At 34.1% G+C, this 19,081-nt stretch carries 18 protein-coding genes; all 18 read right to left on the reverse strand.

Annotated elements, in window-relative coordinates; all coding sequences use genetic code 11:
- Window positions 1-70 precede the first annotated feature (70 nt).
- Window positions 71-1,456: a hypothetical protein gene (locus tag DFR80_RS05485; RefSeq protein WP_076544408.1), complete on the reverse strand. Its 1,386-nt coding sequence runs from the start codon at window positions 1,454-1,456 to the stop codon at window positions 71-73.
- Between the two features lie 141 nt (window positions 1,457-1,597).
- Window positions 1,598-2,413 (reverse strand): outer membrane lipoprotein-sorting protein, encoded by an 816-nt coding sequence (locus DFR80_RS05490; RefSeq protein WP_076544409.1) that lies wholly within the window; start codon window positions 2,411-2,413, stop codon window positions 1,598-1,600.
- 30 nt (window positions 2,414-2,443) lie between these two features.
- Window positions 2,444-5,194 carry an RND family transporter gene (locus DFR80_RS05495; protein WP_114489413.1) on the reverse strand — a complete coding sequence of 917 codons (2,751 nt, stop codon included), beginning with the start codon at window positions 5,192-5,194 and terminating at the stop codon, window positions 2,444-2,446.
- 44 nt (window positions 5,195-5,238) lie between these two features.
- The gene (locus DFR80_RS05500) at window positions 5,239-5,673 is read right to left on the reverse strand and encodes a MarR family winged helix-turn-helix transcriptional regulator (protein WP_114489414.1); all 435 of its coding nucleotides are present in this window, start codon (window positions 5,671-5,673) and stop codon (window positions 5,239-5,241) included.
- Window positions 5,674-5,845: 172 nt separating this feature from the next.
- The gene (locus DFR80_RS05505; RefSeq protein WP_084566105.1) at window positions 5,846-6,379 is read right to left on the reverse strand and encodes a tryptophan transporter; all 534 of its coding nucleotides are present in this window, start codon (window positions 6,377-6,379) and stop codon (window positions 5,846-5,848) included.
- A 139-nt stretch (window positions 6,380-6,518) separates the two neighbouring features.
- Complete coding sequence (locus DFR80_RS05510; RefSeq protein ID WP_076544412.1) at window positions 6,519-6,845, reverse strand: rod-binding protein; 327 nt, start codon at window positions 6,843-6,845, stop codon at window positions 6,519-6,521.
- 42 nt (window positions 6,846-6,887) lie between these two features.
- Window positions 6,888-8,009 (reverse strand): flagellar basal body P-ring protein FlgI, encoded by a 1,122-nt coding sequence (locus DFR80_RS05515; protein WP_076544482.1) that lies wholly within the window; start codon window positions 8,007-8,009, stop codon window positions 6,888-6,890.
- A gap of 32 nt (window positions 8,010-8,041) precedes the next feature.
- Complete coding sequence (locus DFR80_RS05520) at window positions 8,042-8,626, reverse strand: flagellar basal body L-ring protein FlgH (protein WP_076544413.1); 585 nt, start codon at window positions 8,624-8,626, stop codon at window positions 8,042-8,044.
- A 13-nt stretch (window positions 8,627-8,639) separates the two neighbouring features.
- Window positions 8,640-9,611, reverse strand: a complete 972-nt coding sequence (flgA, locus tag DFR80_RS05525) for a flagellar basal body P-ring formation chaperone FlgA (RefSeq protein ID WP_114489415.1) — start codon at window positions 9,609-9,611, stop codon at window positions 8,640-8,642.
- Window positions 9,612-9,657: 46 nt separating this feature from the next.
- On the reverse strand, window positions 9,658-10,440 hold the full coding sequence (gene flgG, locus DFR80_RS05530) for a flagellar basal-body rod protein FlgG (protein ID WP_076544415.1): 783 nt from the start codon (window positions 10,438-10,440) through the stop codon (window positions 9,658-9,660).
- Window positions 10,441-10,566: 126 nt separating this feature from the next.
- Window positions 10,567-11,319 carry a flagellar basal-body rod protein FlgF gene (gene flgF / locus DFR80_RS05535; RefSeq protein WP_076544416.1) on the reverse strand — a complete coding sequence of 251 codons (753 nt, stop codon included), beginning with the start codon at window positions 11,317-11,319 and terminating at the stop codon, window positions 10,567-10,569.
- Between the two features lie 12 nt (window positions 11,320-11,331).
- Window positions 11,332-12,930 (reverse strand): DUF342 domain-containing protein, encoded by a 1,599-nt coding sequence (locus tag DFR80_RS05540; protein WP_114489416.1) that lies wholly within the window; start codon window positions 12,928-12,930, stop codon window positions 11,332-11,334.
- A gap of 20 nt (window positions 12,931-12,950) precedes the next feature.
- Entirely contained in the window at window positions 12,951-13,697 is a 747-nt protein-coding gene (locus DFR80_RS05545) for a sigma-70 family RNA polymerase sigma factor (RefSeq protein WP_114489417.1), read from the reverse strand.
- 16 nt (window positions 13,698-13,713) lie between these two features.
- Window positions 13,714-13,968 (reverse strand): hypothetical protein, encoded by a 255-nt coding sequence (locus DFR80_RS05550; protein WP_147270173.1) that lies wholly within the window; start codon window positions 13,966-13,968, stop codon window positions 13,714-13,716.
- 129 nt (window positions 13,969-14,097) lie between these two features.
- Window positions 14,098-14,739 carry a flagellar brake protein gene (locus DFR80_RS05555; protein ID WP_076544420.1) on the reverse strand — a complete coding sequence of 214 codons (642 nt, stop codon included), beginning with the start codon at window positions 14,737-14,739 and terminating at the stop codon, window positions 14,098-14,100.
- Between the two features lie 17 nt (window positions 14,740-14,756).
- The gene (locus tag DFR80_RS05560; RefSeq protein WP_076544421.1) at window positions 14,757-15,650 is read right to left on the reverse strand and encodes a MinD/ParA family protein; all 894 of its coding nucleotides are present in this window, start codon (window positions 15,648-15,650) and stop codon (window positions 14,757-14,759) included.
- On the reverse strand, window positions 15,643-16,956 hold the full coding sequence (gene flhF, locus DFR80_RS05565) for a flagellar biosynthesis protein FlhF (protein WP_076544422.1): 1,314 nt from the start codon (window positions 16,954-16,956) through the stop codon (window positions 15,643-15,645). Before flhF ends, DFR80_RS05560 begins: the two co-directional genes overlap by 8 nt.
- The gene (gene flhA / locus DFR80_RS05570; protein WP_365941429.1) at window positions 16,957-18,987 is read right to left on the reverse strand and encodes a flagellar biosynthesis protein FlhA; all 2,031 of its coding nucleotides are present in this window, start codon (window positions 18,985-18,987) and stop codon (window positions 16,957-16,959) included. It abuts the gene before it with no gap.
- Between the last annotated feature and the right edge of the window lie 94 nt (window positions 18,988-19,081).

Genomic DNA, 19,081 nt, shown 5'->3' on the forward strand with positions numbered 1-19,081 from the left:
AATTACTCCATTTAGGCAGAAATTTTAGCCTTTTTAATTAACTATAGGGAATTAAAACTTAACTTTTTAATTAAAAACTATAATGTAAAGAAATTGAACTGAAATCATTATCATCAAACTGACCAAAATCAGTATTTTGATCTCCATTAAATATTTTATGAGAAAATTTCATTACCAAATCCTGTTTTAACTCATATTCTACTGCATTTTCCAGAGAATAATCATGATCACTTAAGTTATAAACCCAGGTGATTTGAGGTATTATTTTTTCATTTTGATAGCTGTCTTCCAGTTTAACTACAGCTCTATTTGTCAAATAATCTCCATCTTGATTATACTGTAAATCTGCAGCATTATTGGCCTCAATCTGGCTGTCATCTAAAATTTTCTCACCTGTAAATTGAATATTTAGATTTAAATTACTGATTGGTAGATCTCTGTCTCCACCAATAACCCAGGCAACTTTATTATTTCTAATTGTTGGATCATTACCTGAACTGTCATCTGTATTATAATATGCCAGTTCAAAGCGACTATTAATACTGGCAATCACTCGGGCCATTTCAAAACCAAAAACATCAACCTGATCATAGTGAAGATCAGCAGCATCCAGTAGCTGACTAAATATATCTCTATTTTGCGCCGGGTTATTTGTAAATGGATTTGAACCTGTATTAAATGCCGCAGGATCATAACTTGGTTCTCTTAAATATCCGTGGTAGTAGCTGAAGCCATAATCTGTACCACCTCTGGTATCAGTAAAGCGCAGACCAAACTGCTGCTCTTCCTCTTTAACTGCAGCTTCTACCTGCCTAATAATTTCTGTTTCACTGTAGTTAGTAGCTGACTTAAGTGCAGAGATTGAAATCTTATCAGCAAAAGGATTGATTATCCAGTTGCCGAGTGGACTATCAGGATCTTCTGCCAGCCGGTGCCCCTCAAAATCTGGCGTGTAGATAAACTCAAGATTGGCATTGCCATTTCTAAAATATCTATCAATTTTAATCATTTCTTCCCCAATCTGACGATCTTTATAATCAGGGTTATAAAAATCACTTAAGTCTTCCGGATTTATATTATCTAAAACATGAAGTTGATCTCCTTTGCCCCAGATTACTCTGTGTTTTCCCAGCAATAAACTGTATTTATTGCCAAAATACTGATAGTTTAATTCGTTAAATTCAATTTCTTTAGCAGCCCCAATCTGAAAATCAGTTATAAGTTGAAAACTGTGTTTATTGCCAGGATAACTTATATCAAGGTTACCACTTAAATTTCTTTCTAAATCTCCATCATCAAAAACTCTAATTTCAGGTTTTAAATCGCCAATAATTGTTGTTGCTGTCTCTTTTTGTTCAGCGTAAAAACTACCATCATCAAAGGCAATTACTGCTGTTGAGGAAAGAACGATAATTATTAATAAAATAAATGTAATCTTTTTAATATTTGTTAACATAATTTCACCTCTGTATCCAATTAAGTTTATTGTAAAAAATACTGATTAATTAAAACTTTCCTCACCTCCCTCCCCCGGAAAATGTAGTTAGTAAAACAAAGGTGAGGAAAAGTTAAAATATAAAGGAAAAATCATTCCTTTTTATCTGCCAGTTTTTAAGAACTGCTGAGTAAACATGCTGTCAGCTATATCTTTGTTATATTCTAAGAGATAATTATTATTTCTACTTTTAATATACAATCTTGTGCTGTGACCACTCTCTAAATTTTCCATTGTGGTTGAAAAAATAGACCAGATACCATTCACTTTTTCTATATTTTGTTCAACTGTCATTCTTTTAAACAGTTCTCCAGTCTTTTTATCATACATTTCTACCTTGACCGGGATAAAATGTTTTTTTGTAATCCAGGAAACTGTTTTTTTATACTGTTCATCTTCAGGGTTTTTAGGAGTTGCTTCAACAACATAAGTCTCGTAATCTCCCAATACTTCCTCCTTGAGAATTTTATAAGTAAAATTATCAATCTCTCTGGATTTCATATCATCATAGCTGAAATCTGACCCCATAAAGGAATCTCCACCCTGAGAAGCTGAAATACGTCTTACTCTACCCAGAGCCGGTAAATAAATCCACTGATCATCGTCAGCTTCCGTGTTCTGCACCTGTAAAAAACGAGTGTTTTTGACAGAGGAAGGCTCATGAAAAACCATTACTGTTTTGTCAAGATCATCAGCTGGATTACCATATTTTTCTGACCAGACTTCAATTACTCGGGGACTAACTTCACCATTTTTATCAATTAGATCCATTCCCATTAGTGCATGTCTGCTCTCACCTGTATTCCTTTGATCAACTTTTTCCATTACCTCTCTACCGCTCATTGCCATCACACTACCACTTATAATAAATACAAGCAGAATAGTTGTTATTAAAATATTACTTTTTAATTTTTTCATTTTTAATTCCTCCTTTGATTTTGCTTTGGCTTATAATTTTTTTGAAATAAACTTGGGTTTAAATATTTTTAATATCAATGGTAAAATAGTCATAGAAGCCAGTGATGAAGTAAACATAGTCACTGCAATTAATAATCCTAAATATACCAGAGGATAGAAATTGGAAAATAATAAGACTAAAAATCCAGCAGCAACTGATAAAGCATTAAAGATTATTGCCTTACCGGTACTGATAAGTGTGTTTCTAGTTACCTGATGTAAATCATCAGTTTTTAATCTATTTTCGTGATATTTATCCAGAAAATGAATAGTGTAATCTACTCCAATACCTATAGCCACAGAAGCAACCATTGCTGTACCGATATCTAATTTTATACCTGTATATCCCATCAAAGCAAAGTTAATTAACAGAGAAAATGCCAGCGGTATAACACCATAAATACCTGCAATTATGGATCTATAAGCAAGAGCAACAATTATAAAGACAATTATAAAGGAAACTATTATACTATTTATCTGACTTCCTATAATTAACTCATTTGCTGCCAGAGACATATTAGCATACCCGGCTACTGAAAGATTATAGTTTTCTGGAAAGTTTTCCTTACCATAATCTAAAATATCCTGTTTTATTCTAGCAGTAACAATATTACTGGAATTATTTAATTGAATCAGCATTCTAGCCTTATCAGGTTCCAGCTGATCATTAATCATATCATCCAGACTACCTGAATATAAAAGCAAATACTGAGAAACAAGATTTTTTAAACCCTGCCTGTTCTGAACCGGATATTTGCTTAAATCATAGGGTATTTCATTATATTTGGCCCCTTTATAATTTAATTTCTTATTTATTAGGCCAACAAATTCTTCTGAACTTAGATTAAGACTATCAGCTTCCGCTAAAGCATTGTTTAAAAGTGAGACTAATTCATACTCACTTAAATTATTTTTTGTATCAGGACCTTTATTTTCAATCACAGCCTCAGAATTATTCTGTTCTGACTGTTTACTCTGATCCTCTTTGTAAAAACTCGAGCTGCTAGTTTCAGAACTGTTTTCTGACTCACTGTAGAAGCTTGAAGTACCAGCTGAGCTTTCTTTTTCTGAGTTGCTGTAAAAGCTTGAAGTGCCAGACTCAGCATTATTATCAGATCCCTTATAAAAACTGGAACTTTCTCCATCAGAATTTTGTTGATCCTGCTTTTCTGTGCCAGCAGCTTCCTGATTATTCTCAGCTGCAGTTGAAGGATAATGCATAACTCTGTTCATTCTTTTAATAAAAGTACTAATTGAAGAAGCTTTACCAACTTCCTGATTATTTGCCATTAAATAATTCTGCATTTCTTCCATCGATTTTAAAATTTCAGGATCAGTTAAACTACCTTTTTCATTTCCTTCCACCAGAACAGTTAAAATTGATGAGCCAGCAAAATTATTATTAATAAATTTATCTGCCTGACGAATTTCTGTATTTTCTTTAAACATATTAATTAAAGGGCTATCAATAATTATTTTATCCATTCCAACCAGTGAAACAATAACTATCAGAAAAATTATTAGAAGTAAACTGATACTTTTTTGTGAATAAAAATTATGCAGTTTTATAATTAGCTTTTCAAAGTGTTTTACCTCAGAATAATTTCTATCATTAGAATTATTATTTCTTCTGTTAATAACCAGCAATAAAGACGGAATCATTAAAATTGCTATTATAAAAGCTACTAAAATACCAAGAGCAGTAAATAAACCAAAATTCTTAATTGGAACTATCTTACTTGTAGCCAGCGAACCAAAACCGGCTACAGTTGTTAAACCTGCAAGTAAAACAGGTTTTCCCATACTGTCTACAGTCTTCATCACAATTTCCTGGCGCCTTTGAAGACTTATTTTTCCTTTTTCCGCTGCAAGATAATCATAATAATGACTCAAAATATGAATACCATAGGCACTGCCAACCGCCAGCAGCAAAACCGGTATGACAGTAGAAACAAGTGTCATTTTAATTCCCAGCATTGCCATTAATCCTACTGACCAGATCGTACTAATACTAACTGTCAGCATTATTAAGATAACAGGTAAAATTTTTCTAAAAAACAAAAATAAAGCAAGAAATAATATTAAGATTATAAAAGGGATCGAATATTTAACGTCTTCAATCATCTTATCGCCGAGAAGTACATTAATTGCAGATGTGCCAGCAATATAGGTTGTTAAATTTTCCTGCTCATATTTATTAGTAATTTCTTTTATATCATAATAAAGATTATCTTCCTGTTCAGCAGAAATACCATCTTTTAAACTAACTAATAGCTGTGTTGCTTTAAAATTATTAGAATAAAGATTATTTTTATAAAAATCCCAGGATAATAATCTTGATTTAAAATCTGTTATTTCAGATTCACTCTCCGGGATTTCTTTTACCAGCTCTTCAACAACCATCCCTTCAGAAGTTCCCTCAATATAGTCAGAATTACTAAAAGATGTAACTTCATCGACATTTTTAATCGCTTCTAATTCTTCAGTCATTTGATCAATCAGTTTGATATTTTTTGAAGTAAATATATTTCCATTTCTAACTTTTACAGCCACTATCATATTTTCACTTGATCCAAAAATATCTTCCATTTTATTATTTACAATAACCGACTTATTACTATCCGGTAAAAAAGTCGAAATATCATTATCAATTTCAATCTTCGGCAGCTGAAAAGCAAAAAATAAAGTTATTATTGCAATTATAGTAATTATTAGTCTGTCGTGTTTTAATATTTTTTTCATTATTTGGCCTCCTGTGCAAAAACAAAAATTATAAATGACAAAAATTAATTATCTCTATTTTTAACTATATAATACATTTTTTCTATATTATCTAAGACTCTTTTTGCCTCTCTTTCTCCAATTTCATCAATGAAAATTTGGAACCACTGCTGATAAATTCTATTTATTTCTTCCTGGACTGCATTAGCTTTTTCAGTTAAGTAGATTAAATTTACTCGACCATCCTCAGGCGAACTTTTCTTTTTTAAATATTTCTTATCAATCAGCGAATTAATAGCCCGAGAAATAGTAGCTTTATCTACAGCTAAATTATCCTTTAATTTACTCTGATTAATCCCATCACCATCCTTATATAAGTAAACCAGTAAATTCACTTCACTATGATTTAATTTGTAATCTTCCAATAAATTATCTACATATTGATCATGATCTTTATATAATTTTGCTATCCATTTTCCGATTGGAGCATCTATCTTCATTTTCTCACCTCTTTTAAATTTAGTTGCACTCTCAACTATCTTGCTAAAATTATAACAGAAATTAGTTGAGTATGCAACTAAATAAGATTAAAATTAGATTAAATTTTTATTTTTTTGACAAAAAAATAACCTCTCAACTTAAATGAGAGGTTAATAAAAATTAAATTTTCAACTAAACAACTTCGTTTTTGGCTCCTTTAACTTCTACATCCATTGCAAAATCAACTACACTGAATACAATTACTGCTGTAATAGTATTAACTGCTGCTGCTGGAATTACTACTGTCGAAAATAAAACCGTAAAGGGACCGGGCAATCCAACTAGCAATGCAGCTGTACCCAAGAATATACAACCACTCAAAAGAGTACCAAAAGCTGTAATAATACCTGTAGATAATTTTCTCGATGGTAATTTTACTATAATTGGTATTAAAGGATAAACTATCATAAATGTTAATAGTTTATCTACCATATTTGCTACCTGTCCACCAGGAAAACCTGTGGTCAAAGCAGTAAAAATACCAGTAGATACTGCAACTAAAAAGCCCAATTTAAAATCCTGTTTGATAATCAATAAAATAAACATCATTGCCAGAGCAAAGTCAGGCTTCATTCCCATCACTATTGGAGGGAAAAATGCATGTAAAATAAATCCAATCGCCACCAACAAAGCCGCCTGTGCTAAATCTTTTGTACTAATTCTCATCTCAACTCATCTCTCCTTTTTATTTTTTTACTAATCTCAACTAATTTTAAGCTAATCTCTATTAGCTTTTCTAATTACCTAATATTATACATCAGCCAGAATAAATTGTCAAAATATTTGATATCAATTCAGTTAAAAGTTAGGTGTTTTTAAGCTGCTCAACCAGAGCCTGATTAAGTTCAGCCAACATTCCCTGCTTTCCTGCCATCTGACTGTATTCTCGGTACAACATATCCGAAAAAACATCTTCTGCATAACCACCATCAAGCATTTTATCATCAGCAAGTGTTTTTTTCATTGAAGCAAACATTTTCTCAATGAAAATAGAACTGAACTCCTGAGCAGCTTTTTCCAGATTTTCTTCTTTTCCAGCAGAAGTTTTAATACTATTTTCTGACTTCAGATTCTGCTGTTTATTAAGCTGATACTGAGCCAGTTGATGATAATTACTATTGAGTTTAACCATTCTTACACCTCGTTTTCCTACCAGTTATTTTATTTCGACTATTTACTGAATTATTAATTCTGCATGCAGCGCCCCAGCAGCATCAATTTTCTGGATAATTGAAATAATATCCCGCGGAGTTGCACCAATAGCATTTAAAGCTGTCACAAGATCTTCAATAGTATTTTCCTGACTTACAACCATCATATTACCCTGTTGGCCTTCATCTACTTTAATCTTAACATCCTCAGTCACAGTAGTTTCTCCCGGGCTAAGTGGTGGTGGCTGTGATACATTTTCCTGAGTAGAAATACTAACTGAGAGATTACCATGAGCAACTGCTACAGTAGATATCTGAACATTATGACTGAAAACAACAGTACCAGTTTTTTCGTCAATTACAACTCTGGCTTCAACAGCAGGAGTCACTTTTAAGCTGTTCACCTGGGCAATAAAATTAACCATTCCCTGGTTAAAGTTTGCTGGTTTTGAAATTTGAATTGTTGAGTCATTCAATGCCCGGGCTGTACCCTGACCAAAATTATTATTAATTGTTGTTGTAATCTGACTGGCAGTTTTAAAATTTGGATTGGCAAGTACATAAGTCAGTTGATTTTTATCCAGGCTAGAATTAATTTCTTTTTCTACCAGAGCACCTCCAGGTATTCTGCCAACAGTAGGATGATTTTGCTGTTCTGAATTAGAACTACCGCCTACACTGTAACCACCGACAGAAAGTGGACCCTGAGCAGAAGCATAAACTTCACCATTTGGAGCCTGAAGAGGTGTTAATAATAATGTTCCTCCCTGTAAACTATCAGCATCACCAATCGAACTTACTGTAATATCAATTGGGTCACCATTATGAGCCACAGGTGGCAGCTCTGCAGTTACCATAACTGCAGCTATATTCTGGCTTGCAACCTGATTATCTGTTACATTAACACCAAAATTCTGCAGCATATTGGCAACACTCTGAACTGTAGCCTGACTTCTATTGGAATCACCACTTCCGTTTAATCCAACTACAATACCATAGCCAATTAACTGATTAACACGCTGTCCCTTAATCCTGGTTATATTACCAATTTCGACCTGAGGATCATTAACTGCTGCAGTCAGTGTCGAACTGATCAGCAGCAAAAAAATAGAAATAAATATAGTTCCAAAAGCTTTCGATTTCATTAAATTAAACAAACTATCCCTTCTTTCAAATACTAAAAAATAAAATTAAATAATCTAGTTAAAACTCCCGGGTCCTGTTTATCACCAACAACACCCTCCCCTTCATATTCTATATTTGCATTACTGACCCTTTTGGAAGAAACTTCATTATCAAAATTAATATCCTGTGGTCGAATTACTCCTTCTAAGATAATTGTCTGAATTTCACCATTAATTTTTACCCTTTTTGTTCCCTGAATTTTAAGATTACCATTTTCTCGTAATTCTACTACCTCAGTCGTTATGTCTGCCTCCAGAGTACCACTTCGTTGAGTCTGACCATCTGCGGATTCTGAATCTGAATAACTGAAATCAAAGAAAGGAAGAAAATCTAAAAATCCACTTCCTTCAGCATTGTAATCACTACCCTGACTCGCATCAGAATTAGCGCTCTGAATAGCACTAGCGTCTTCCTCAATTACTACAGTAATTATATCTCCCATTTCATACTCCGGATAATCCTGGTACAAACCTTTAGAATTATCGCTCCAGAGTGATTCTGCAGCTGCAGCAGAAGTTGCCAGAAAAACTATTATAAGTACTATACTAATCAGTTTAAATTTACCTAAATAATACATATTTGCACCTCTCTTAATCTGAGATCATTTTAACCTCAGTTGGTGAAACTACTTCAACCTGAAATTGATAACCACTGTTTAAATTTTCAACCGTAATGATTTCACCAATTTTTCCTCTTTCTTTAGCCTCTACAAAGGTAGAAACTTTTATATTATTAACTTCAACTTTTAAATGTAATTTTTGTCCCCATTTTACTACATAGGGGGTCTTTAAATAATTTGACTTTAGTATTTCACCTTTTTTTAATCGCCTTGATAATTGAACATTATTGAAATCGACTTCTGACCAGCTCTGAATAACTTCTGCTGGATCACCTGAAATCTTTTGCTCTCGAATTGAAAAGTCCGATTTATTAATTTTTGAATTACTTTTTAAACTTTTATCTGCTGTCAGCACCTTAAGCAGCAGTTTGACTTTAACAGGATAAAAAAGACTTCGTATTTTTTTATCATTCTGCCATATTTCAAGCTTTAGATTAATATCCGACAGAGATAAATTTTGGTTTTCAGCAACCTTTATTTGATAATCACCTGCTGCAATTTCAATATTATGGGTAGAACTTTTACTTTCAATTAATATATCTTCAGCCTTAAAGTCAAGCTCAGTTTTTAAATAATCTTTAACCAACCTAGAAATCTCATCCTCGGTAATCACCCTACTTCGACGGCGAACAATTACTGTTGCCGGCATCCGGAGTTTAAACTGTGATTTTTTATAGTCCAGATTTTGGATGCTTAAATCAACAAGAACTCGACTCAGCCTTTTTTGATATCCTGGACTGGGAGAAGATTTAAAAACTAAATTTTTGAGTTCACTCAGAGCAGAATCAGAGAGCTCTGGAGCTTTAATTTGAGCAATTTCGCCCAGATAAATCTCGGCAGAACTAACTTCTACTTCTTTTTGTATTTCAATTTCAAAAGCAGCAGTATTAGTAGTTATAATTATTGTTAAGATCACCGTTAAAAAAACAATTATTTTCTTCATAATTATGCACCTCTGGCCACTGCTTTATTCAATAGTTAGCAACTTATTATCTCTTCAGCTGATTAGCTGTCTGCAGCATCTCATCCGAAGCCTGAATAGCCTTTGAGTTAGTCTCATATGCTCTCTGAGCTGCAATCATATTTACCATTTCTTCTACTACTTTAACATTTGACATTTCTAAAAAGCCCTGAGTTACTGTACCAAAACCAGCTTCTCCAGGAACTCCCTGCATAGCCTGCCCGGAAGCAACTGTCTGTAAATAAAGATTCCTTCCTTCACTGGAAAGACCGGCTGGATTGGCAAAACGATATAACTGAATTTGACCCAGTTGTTGATTTTCACCATTCACTTTGGCATTTACTGTACCATCGGAAGTTATTGATATTTCTGTCGCTTCCTGTGGAATCTGAAATCCAGGGTCTATCTGATAACCATCCGAAGTAACTATATTACCATTACTGTCCTGTTTAAAGGAACCATCTCTGGTATAAGCATAATTCCCATCTGGCAGCTGTATTCTAAAGAAGCCATCTCCTTCAATAACCATATCCAGGGGACTATCAGTATTTTGAATATTTCCCTGAGTAAATATTTTCTGGGTACTGTTAACTTTAGATCCATGACCAACCTCAATCCCGGTCGGAATTTCTGCTCCCTGAGCATTTGGTGTCCCGGATTCTCTCATATTTGTATAAATTAAATCCGCAAAATTAATTTTAGATTTTTTAAATCCACTTGTATTTACATTGGCCAGGTTATTAGAAATAACATCGATATTAGTCTGCTGTGAATTCATTCCTGTTGCTGATGTCCATAAAGCACTAATCATATTTTCCACCTCATTTATTTTTTTGGAAGTGGACAGACTGAAATAAATTTAATTGAAAACTGCTGTCTCTTTCAGTCAACAGCAGTAAGAGCTTCCTTTTCAGGTCCGGCTCTCAATCTAAAATATTTATGCCCGTCCAACTTCATTAATCACTTTGTTTAATGTCTCATCAATACTACTAATGACTTTCTGGTTTGATTCATAATGCCGGGTAGTCTTAATCATTTTTGCCATTTCTTCTACAATTTTAACATTAGAACCTTCTAAATACCCCTGAGCAATTCCAGCGTCAGTTTCAACAGCTACTGCCCCTTCCTGAGCTGCATAAAGATTATCACCCTGCTGCAGTAATTGGGACTCATCTTCAAAATTCATCAGTGCAATCTGTGCTCCCTGAAGACCATTATTAAAAGTGATCTGTCCGTCAGCACTAACCCTAAAATCCTGGTCAGGAATAAGCTGAATTCTCTCTCCAGCACTATCCAGCACATAATTGCCGCTCTGGGTTACAAGCTCGGAATCAGAATTGATAGTAAAATTACCATCCCGAGTGTATCTGTTGCCTGCATCAGTTTCAATTACAAAAAATCCTTTCCCTTCAACAGCAAAATCTAAATAATTATCAGTGCGTTGAAAAACCCCCTGACTCATGTCTTTAAAACTCTGCTCCACATAGGAACCTGTTGCCAACTCACCTATTTCCTTATCAGCTTTACCATTTTCAATCCTGCTTAAAAGCATTTCGGGAAAAGAAGCAGTGATAGCTTCTGATTTTTTAAAGCCGGCTGTATTAACATTGGCCAGATTATTGGAACGAATATTTGTCTTTTTCTCCAGCACATTCATCGAAGAAGCGGCAGTATATAAGCCTCTAATCATTTTAACACCTCCTTATAAATTAGTTTTCTGTCTTAACTCCTTATTAACTTCAGTAAAGGCACATTTCGAAATTTTGTTGCGAATAATCATTTTATCCTTACTACTTAAAAGCTGTACTCCAGGGAAAATACAGTTATTAACTTTTATAACCGCCTCCTCAGATGCAGTTAACTGTTCTTCCAGTTCTTCAATTTCAGACTCAAGTTCTGATTTTCTTTCTTCCAGCTCATCTTTAGTAGCTTTTAATTTAGAAAACATTTCTCGCTTATTTGCTGGTAACTTGATTCCTTTTTCTTTCATTGATTTTAATAGATCTACACTTTTGATTACCTTATCCAGATTGTTCTCCACTGTCTCCAGCTCATCTTTGGCAGCTTTGAATTTCTTGCGCAGTTCTGGCTCCAGCCCAATCTCAATATATGTCTTTGTTGCCAGACTGGAGCCAATCATATTTGCTTCGATGATATTTTGGGCCATAACCCGCCCGCCAACAATTAAACCTTTACCTCCACTTACTATAACACTATTTTTAGCAGTAACATGACTGTGCATTATTGCCTCATGTACTCTTACATTATTGGCTTTAATTTCAGCATTTTCTACAAAACGAGCATTTACATCACCACTGGCATTAATTTCGCCTTTATTCCTGCCCAAAAAACCTTTTTTTATTAAAACACTACCTCCACTTTCAATTTTTGCAGCACCTACATTTCCTGCAATTTCTATATCTCCAGAAGCTTTAACAACAAAACCTTCTCTAACATTACCACTAATTTTAACACTACCAACAAAATCTATATTACCTTCTTCCAGGTCTACATCCCCTTTGACCTGATAAACAGGATTAATAGATATTTTTGTCCCATTACGCACTATCTGACCGTCTTTAGCAGCATAAATGCTGTTATTTTTTTTGACAGTGTTTTTGGCACGAGGTAATTTTACGGACTTAGGAACAGGAGCTTTAATTTCTTCTCCAAAAACATCTTTTCCTGGTTCGCCTGCGGTTGGTTCTACCATTGTTACAATTTTTTCTCCCCGGCGAACATTATTAATTAAATTTTTGGAATGAAAATCCATGGTTCCATCTTCTCGTAGAGTACCAATATTATTTTCCTTCTCTTCAAAATGATAGATTAGATATCCATCTTCTCCCGGTAAAGGTTCTTTCCCTTCAGCAATTACTTCTCTTTTTACCGGCTGTCTAATTTTTAAAACCTGTTTTATTTTTTCTTCTTTGATTCCATAGCTAATATTCTTATCTGCCAGCAGCTCTTTTAAATCTCCAAATTTAATTTCCTTCCCATCTCTACCCGGAGTAAAATCTAATAAAACTTTTAATCCATCATTAGAAACTTCAATTTCTATTTTATCATCTTCGGAAGGCAAATTTATATTTTCAGCAATTTTAAACCATTCTTCCTGCTCATTACTTAGTGCTTTTTTTATTTTTTCATAATCTGCTTCCATAATATTATTTTCTACTAAAAAATCTTCAATCTCTAGTAAATCTGGATTATTATCCAACCTTAATTTCAATAATATTTCATCTTCTGTAAACTTAAGCAGACAATTCTGGTCTTTTCTATCAAACTGCTCTTTACTCACTTTTAATTACCTACCTCTCATTAGAAAAAATATTCTTTTGATCTACTCAGCATTCCCCGCAGGCGTCGAATTGCCTGACTATGCAGCTGAGAAACTCTTGCTGCAGACAACTCTAGCACTTCTGCTATTTCAACCTGAGTTAGTTCTTCATAGTAATATAAAGTTAAAACCAGTTTTTCGTTTTCAGAAAGCAAATCAATTTTTTTAGATAACAAATCAACAGCTTCCTGATCTGTTAATCTATCAACTGCCTGATCAAGATCAGCAGCAATTAATTCTATTAATTCAGCTCCATCAAATTCATGGGACAGTGAAATCCAATTAGCCAGCTGACTGTGTCTTTCAATAGTATTTAATCTATTTTCACTAATTCCTGTTAATTCTGAAAGTTCTTTTTGATCTGGCTCTCTGCCGGTTTTAGCCTTAAAATTTTCTCGCTGCTCTTCTACTCTTTTTAATTCTCTTCGCATATTATCCGGAAGCCAGTCCTTACTTCTTAAATAATCATAAATTTCTCCCTTAATCCTTGGCAGAGCAAAAGTAGAAAATTCAACTCCTCTTTGATAGTCAAATTTTTCTACTGCCTCAATCAAACCAATTATTCCATAACTTTCTAAATCTTCAGCTTCAATTTGATCAGGAAGCATAATAATAATTCTACCTACAGCATACCTTACCAGTCCCAGATGTTTTAAGATAATCTCTTCTCTAGCCTGCTGATTATTATTTAGCCTGTATTTTTTCCAGAGTAATTTATCTAAAGCCATAATAATCTCCCTTTAATTAGTTATTATCCTGCTGATAGTCAAATTCTTCTGGGTTAAAAGCTGAAAACTCCTGATTATCGAACTCATTTTCAACTGCAGATTCAGCAAATTCCTGCCCTGCTTCTGAGTCGGTAGCTGTTTCTCCCTGATCATTCAGTTCCGATTCAGAATTTAGCTGTCCATTTTCGTCTTCCGAATTTTCTATCTCAGTTGCAGCACCTGAATTATAATCTTTAATTAAATAATAACTGAGCTGCAGAAAAAAAGTCATCAGGGTTGAATAAACTAAAAATTTGAGCCCCAGAAAAAAAACCAACTCCAAACTTTGTCGTATAATTAAATTATAAATAACTGCAGCTGTATATGTAATTAGCCCTATAATAAGCGAGTTTACTAACATCTATCTCAAACCTTTTTTTCTGCTTTTACGCTGATAGGCAAAAATCCACTGTATTATCTGTTCTCGCTGCTCTTCTTCAATTTCTACAAACTGAACTCCATAGTTGTTGAGCTCATTATTTTCCCGCTGGATTCGAACAATTTTTGCTTTAATAAATTCTTTTGGTGGCAGAATATTTTTTAAACTGATTAGTATTTCTTCATTTTTTTTGAATTTCTTTTTTAACTGCATTTGAATCCCTCCACCACTTATATCCAGCAGTCTGGCTTCGGAAATTTTTTTTGGATATTTTTTGTCATCCATCATCTTATATATATCAACCGTACCGGTAACATCGAGTCTGAAATAATCACGCCTCTGAATTCGAGTTACCGAATCAGCTCTTTCAATTAAAAGTAATGGTATCGGTTTATTGGTTCTTTTTAAAATTTTAGATTTAAATTTATAAGCAGCCCGATCAGTAGTATAATAAACATTAATTGTCTGATCTAATCTAAGAGGAAGTGGTGCTCCCTCGCGATAGAGACCTGTAATTATAATTCCAGCCTCCAGAAAATCTGCTACTTTACTTAAATAGTTTCCCTGATAGGAACCTGATAAAACTTCTATTTCAAGTTTTTGATTAACCTCTAATTCCTTCATATTCTCAACTCCATCGACTATTTAACATGTTTATTAAAAAAACCAACCATTTTGTAAAAATAACTTTTTACACCTTTTGCCTGCTGTTCTTTTTCAGCACCGGTAATTTTTCTTGCCAGATTTTCAAAATCTCTGGCTGCTTTCCGATTAGAAAATAATTCAGAATAAGGTTTTTGTCTGCGCAGTGCAGCACTAATCTTTCGATCATGAGCTATACTGCCAATTAAAGTTAGATCTAAATCAAGATAATTTTTAACTGTCTTGATAATTCTTTTGGCAGTTTTTTGAGCATCCTTTTCGTCCTCAGTCTGGTTAATTACCATTTTGATCGGTTTATTATATTTGTGATTGGCCAGAATTTTAATTAAACTGTAACTATCCATAACAGAGGTTGGTTCTGTAGTTAAAAGAAGGATCAACTCTTCAGCAGCCAGGATTGTATTTACAATACTTTTTGCTGCCCCAGCCCCCAGATCAATTAAGAGATAATCATAATTTTTTTCAATCTGATCTCCCAGATCAATTAATTTTTGCATAGCATCATTTTGAATATCAATAAAACTATCATCACCGGTAATACCACTTAATAGTTTAATTCCAGCGGGACCTTCTATCACAGCATCTTCCAGACTGCATTCTCCCCGCAAAAGGTGTCCCATATCATAGTTAGGTTGTACTCCCAGCATAATATCGAGATTAGCCATCCCAATATCACTGTCAATAATTAGAACTTCTTTGTCCAGCTTGCTAAGATTATAGGCAAAATTAACTGTAAAGGTTGATTTGCCAACACCACCTTTACCACTGGCAATCGCTATGGTCCGGGTGGATGAAGTTTCAAATTCCTTTACCTCAACCTTTTCTTTTTTTTCCTGCATTATTTCTTTTAATTTTGCTGCCTGACTACGCATAAAAATCACCAAATAAATAACTGTATATCTGATCAGCTCCTGCTATTTCAAAATCTTCGGGAACATCCTGACCACAAGTTAAATAGGATAACGACAGGTTATAATTCTCTTTAATATTTATTATATCTCCATAACTACTTGTTTCGTCCAGTTTTGTCAGCAGAGCTCTATCAGGTTTAAGTTTGGAAAACTCAGAGATAATACTGCGCAGATCACTGCTTTTAGTATTTAAACTTAATAATAAATGGACCTCATCTACCAGAGTGTGATCAACATAGTCTTTTAGTCGCCCTAACTGAATCTGATCTTTCCAGCTGCTGCCCGGAGTGTCAATCAAAACTAAATCACAATTTCTAAACTGTCCTGCAATCATTTCTTCCAGCTTAGAACTGCTGTAACAGACAGCAAATGGAATATCGATAATTTTACTATAAGTCTGCAGCTGTTCTACTGCAGCTATCCGATAGGTATCAGCTGTAATTAAACCAACATTTTTATTTTTATCTACTGCAAAGTGAGCAGCAATTTTTGCCATAGTTGTGGTTTTGCCGACTCCGGTTGGACCGATAAAAGAAACAACTTTTTGAGCTGAATCTAATTTTATTGCCTCATTTTCAGCAAAATAAATTCCTAAAAATTCTTTTAAACGACTCTCAAAGTTATTTTCACCTGCTGAAGCTGTTTTTATATCCATTTCCTTTAAAAACAGATTAACATTTCTGCTGTCTACTCCCTGCTCTAACAGATAATTATATAATTGATTACTATTATTTAAATTTTTATTTTTATTTCCTGGATTTTTTTGATCAAATTTATTCTGCAGTTTTTGAGCAGCTGTTAAATTCTGCTGATTTTTTAATTCTTTTTTAAAAGAGTTTTCCGGCTCTACAGTCTGATTGCTGGTTTTAGTTTGTTTCGGCTGCTCTGATTTTTTTTCTGTTACATCTACTTCAGATCCGGCAGCAGTTTTTAAATCATCTATAAATTCTTTAATTGCATTTTTATTTTCAGGATCTTTACTTGCAGTTTTCTGGATCTTAGTTCTCTCAACTTTCCTCGTTTTTCTTCCATAGTTTGAAATTTCAACAATATCATCATTATTATCTTCTTTTACTGTAGTCTCTGAATCAGACTCTTTACTATCCAAAGCAGCAACTACCTCAAAAACCTCTTTTCCGAAAAATCCGAAAAACCCACCCTGTTTCAATTTTCTTTTATTTACAATAACAGCCTCAGGTCCCAGATCAGCCTTAACCTGAAAAATTACATCCTGCATTGTTTCGCCAGTATATTTTTTTACTTTCATTTAATTAACAACCCCCTGAACCTGAAGTTCAACATCAGATTCCAACTCATTAAAAGAGAGTACTGTTAGATCAGAGAAAGTTCGATGTACCATTTCTTTAATTGGCCTTCTAATCATTGGTGAAGTCAATAAAATGGGCTCTCTTCCCTGTTCTAATAACTGCTTAGCCTGCTGAACTATACTATTAATTAAATTTTGTGCCTCAGCCGGCTGTAAAGATAAATAATTACCCTGATCAGACTGCTCCAGAGAATTGGCCAGTTTTTCCTCTTTCTGCGGATCAATAGTAAAAACATTTAAATTGTTATTCTCATCAGTAAACTGATTACTGATCTGTCGGGATAATCCCTGACGTACATATTCAGTCAAAATAGTCTGGTCTTTAGTTCGAGCAGCATGATCTGCCAGAGTTTCTAAAATTAAAACCAGATTTTTTATTGGAATATTTTCCCACAATAGATTCTGCAGTATTTTCTGAATTTCTCCCAGATTCATAAGATCCGGCATAAGTTCATCCACTACAGCCTGATTATCCTCTTTTACATTATCAATTAATTTTTTGACTTCTTCTCTGCCCAGCAATTCATAAGCATGAGATTTAATAATTTCAGTTAAATGAGTAGCCATGACTGAACCAGGATCTACTACTGTGTAATTTGCCATCTCAGCTCTTTCCCGCTGTTCAGCCTCAATCCAGATAGCAGGTGTACCGAAGGCGGGCTCTTCAGTATCTACTCCTTCTATATCTTCAAAAGTATCACCTGGATCCATAGCCAGATATTTATCAGCAAATAATTGGTATTCGCTTATTTCTACTCCCTGCAGCTTAATCTTATATGTGTTTGGCTGCAGCTGTAAGTTGTCCACAATTCTTACCGGTGGTAAAATAATACCCAGCTCCATAGCAATCTGCTTTCTGATATTGGCAACTCTATCTAAAAAGTCTCCACCCTGTTCGGGAAGAACAAGCGAAATTAGGTTATATCCAACTTCAATTTCAAGTTTATCAACTTTTATCAGCTGTTTTATTTCTTGTTCCTTCATCTCCTGTTTTTCTTCCGGGCTTAACTCCGCTTTTTCTTTTTTCTTTTCTCTCGGAGCTTCAACCTGAGCGGTCCTGATAATTAAATACGCCATAGTAGCAATAAATACTGCCAGCACTAAAAATGGAATTGTAGGTAAACCGGGAACAAAGCCAAGTACTAATAAAACTCCCGCAGCTATAAAAAGAGCTTTAGGCTGTTTTAAAAGCTGTTCCGTCATCTCATTACCCATATTATTATCAGAGGCAGCTCTGGTGACCACCATACCGGTAGCTGTAGAAATTAGAAGTGCAGAAATTTGAGAAACCAGACCATCACCAACAGTTAAAAGAATATATGTTTGAGAAGCTTCGCCAAAACCCATTCCCTGCTGTAACATTCCAATAACAAGTCCACCTATAATATTAATAAAAGTTATAATAATACCGGCAATAGCATCACCTTTTACAAATTTACTGGCACCATCCATTGCTCCATAAAAATCTGCTTCCTGTCTAATTTTTTCTCTTTCTCTTTTTGCTTCTCTTTCGTCAATAATACCTGCATTTAAATCAGCATCAATACTCATCTGTTTACCGGGCATTGCATCTAGAGTAAATCGAGCTGCTACTTCTGCAACTCGCTCTGCACCTTTAGTAATTACAACAAACTGTATAACTACCAAAATTAAAAAGATTATCAGACCAACAACATAATTTCCCCCGACCACAAAATCACCAAAACTCATTATGATTTCTCCAGCATAACCCTGACCTAAAATTAATCTGGTCGTAGAAACATTAAGCCCCAGTCTAAAAAGAGTTGCAAAAAGTAAAAGAGAGGGAAAAACTGAAAGGTCCAGTGGCTCTGTGGTATAAATACTCACCAGAATAACAACCATTGAAAAGGTTATATTGGCAGCCAGCAGCATATCCAAAAGCATAGTTGGTAAGGGAATAATAAACATTACAATTATTCCAACTACCATTAAAGCAAAAATTATATCCATATTTTTTGTTATATTTGTAAAAGCTGCAGTATTATCCACTAATAAAATTAACCTCCACCAGTATAAGTAAAAAATTTAAAACAAGTTGTTCTTA

Source organism: Halanaerobium sp. ST460_2HS_T2 (genome assembly GCF_003337665.1).
Classification (GTDB): domain Bacteria; phylum Bacillota; class Halanaerobiia; order Halanaerobiales; family Halanaerobiaceae; genus Halanaerobium; species Halanaerobium kushneri.

Coding starts and splice junctions, on each gene's coding strand:
- flgG (WP_076544415.1), bottom strand. CDS start 10,440: ATGATTAGTGCTTTATGGACATCAGCAACAGGAATGAATTCACAGCAG.
- flgA (WP_114489415.1), bottom strand. CDS start 9,611: ATGAAGAAAATAATTGTTTTTTTAACGGTGATCTTAACAATAATTATA.
- DFR80_RS05515 (WP_076544482.1), bottom strand. CDS start 8,009: ATGAAATCGAAAGCTTTTGGAACTATATTTATTTCTATTTTTTTGCTG.
- flhA (WP_365941429.1), bottom strand. CDS start 18,987: ATGGATATAATTTTTGCTTTAATGGTAGTTGGAATAATTGTAATGTTT.
- DFR80_RS05560 (WP_076544421.1), bottom strand. CDS start 15,650: ATGCGTAGTCAGGCAGCAAAATTAAAAGAAATAATGCAGGAAAAAAAA.
- DFR80_RS05520 (WP_076544413.1), bottom strand. CDS start 8,626: ATGTATTATTTAGGTAAATTTAAACTGATTAGTATAGTACTTATAATA.
- flhF (WP_076544422.1), bottom strand. CDS start 16,956: ATGAAAGTAAAAAAATATACTGGCGAAACAATGCAGGATGTAATTTTT.
- flgF (WP_076544416.1), bottom strand. CDS start 11,319: ATGATTAGAGGCTTATATACTGCCGCTTCTTCGATGAATGTGCTGGAG.
- DFR80_RS05550 (WP_147270173.1), bottom strand. CDS start 13,968: ATGACTTTTTTTCTGCAGCTCAGTTATTATTTAATTAAAGATTATAAT.
- DFR80_RS05500 (WP_114489414.1), bottom strand. CDS start 5,673: ATGAAGATAGATGCTCCAATCGGAAAATGGATAGCAAAATTATATAAA.
- DFR80_RS05545 (WP_114489417.1), bottom strand. CDS start 13,697: ATGGCTTTAGATAAATTACTCTGGAAAAAATACAGGCTAAATAATAAT.
- DFR80_RS05555 (WP_076544420.1), bottom strand. CDS start 14,739: ATGAAGGAATTAGAGGTTAATCAAAAACTTGAAATAGAAGTTTTATCA.
- DFR80_RS05510 (WP_076544412.1), bottom strand. CDS start 6,845: ATGGTTAAACTCAATAGTAATTATCATCAACTGGCTCAGTATCAGCTT.
- DFR80_RS05485 (WP_076544408.1), bottom strand. CDS start 1,456: ATGTTAACAAATATTAAAAAGATTACATTTATTTTATTAATAATTATC.
- DFR80_RS05490 (WP_076544409.1), bottom strand. CDS start 2,413: ATGAAAAAATTAAAAAGTAATATTTTAATAACAACTATTCTGCTTGTA.
- DFR80_RS05505 (WP_084566105.1), bottom strand. CDS start 6,379: ATGAGAATTAGTACAAAAGATTTAGCACAGGCGGCTTTGTTGGTGGCG.
- DFR80_RS05495 (WP_114489413.1), bottom strand. CDS start 5,194: ATGAAAAAAATATTAAAACACGACAGACTAATAATTACTATAATTGCA.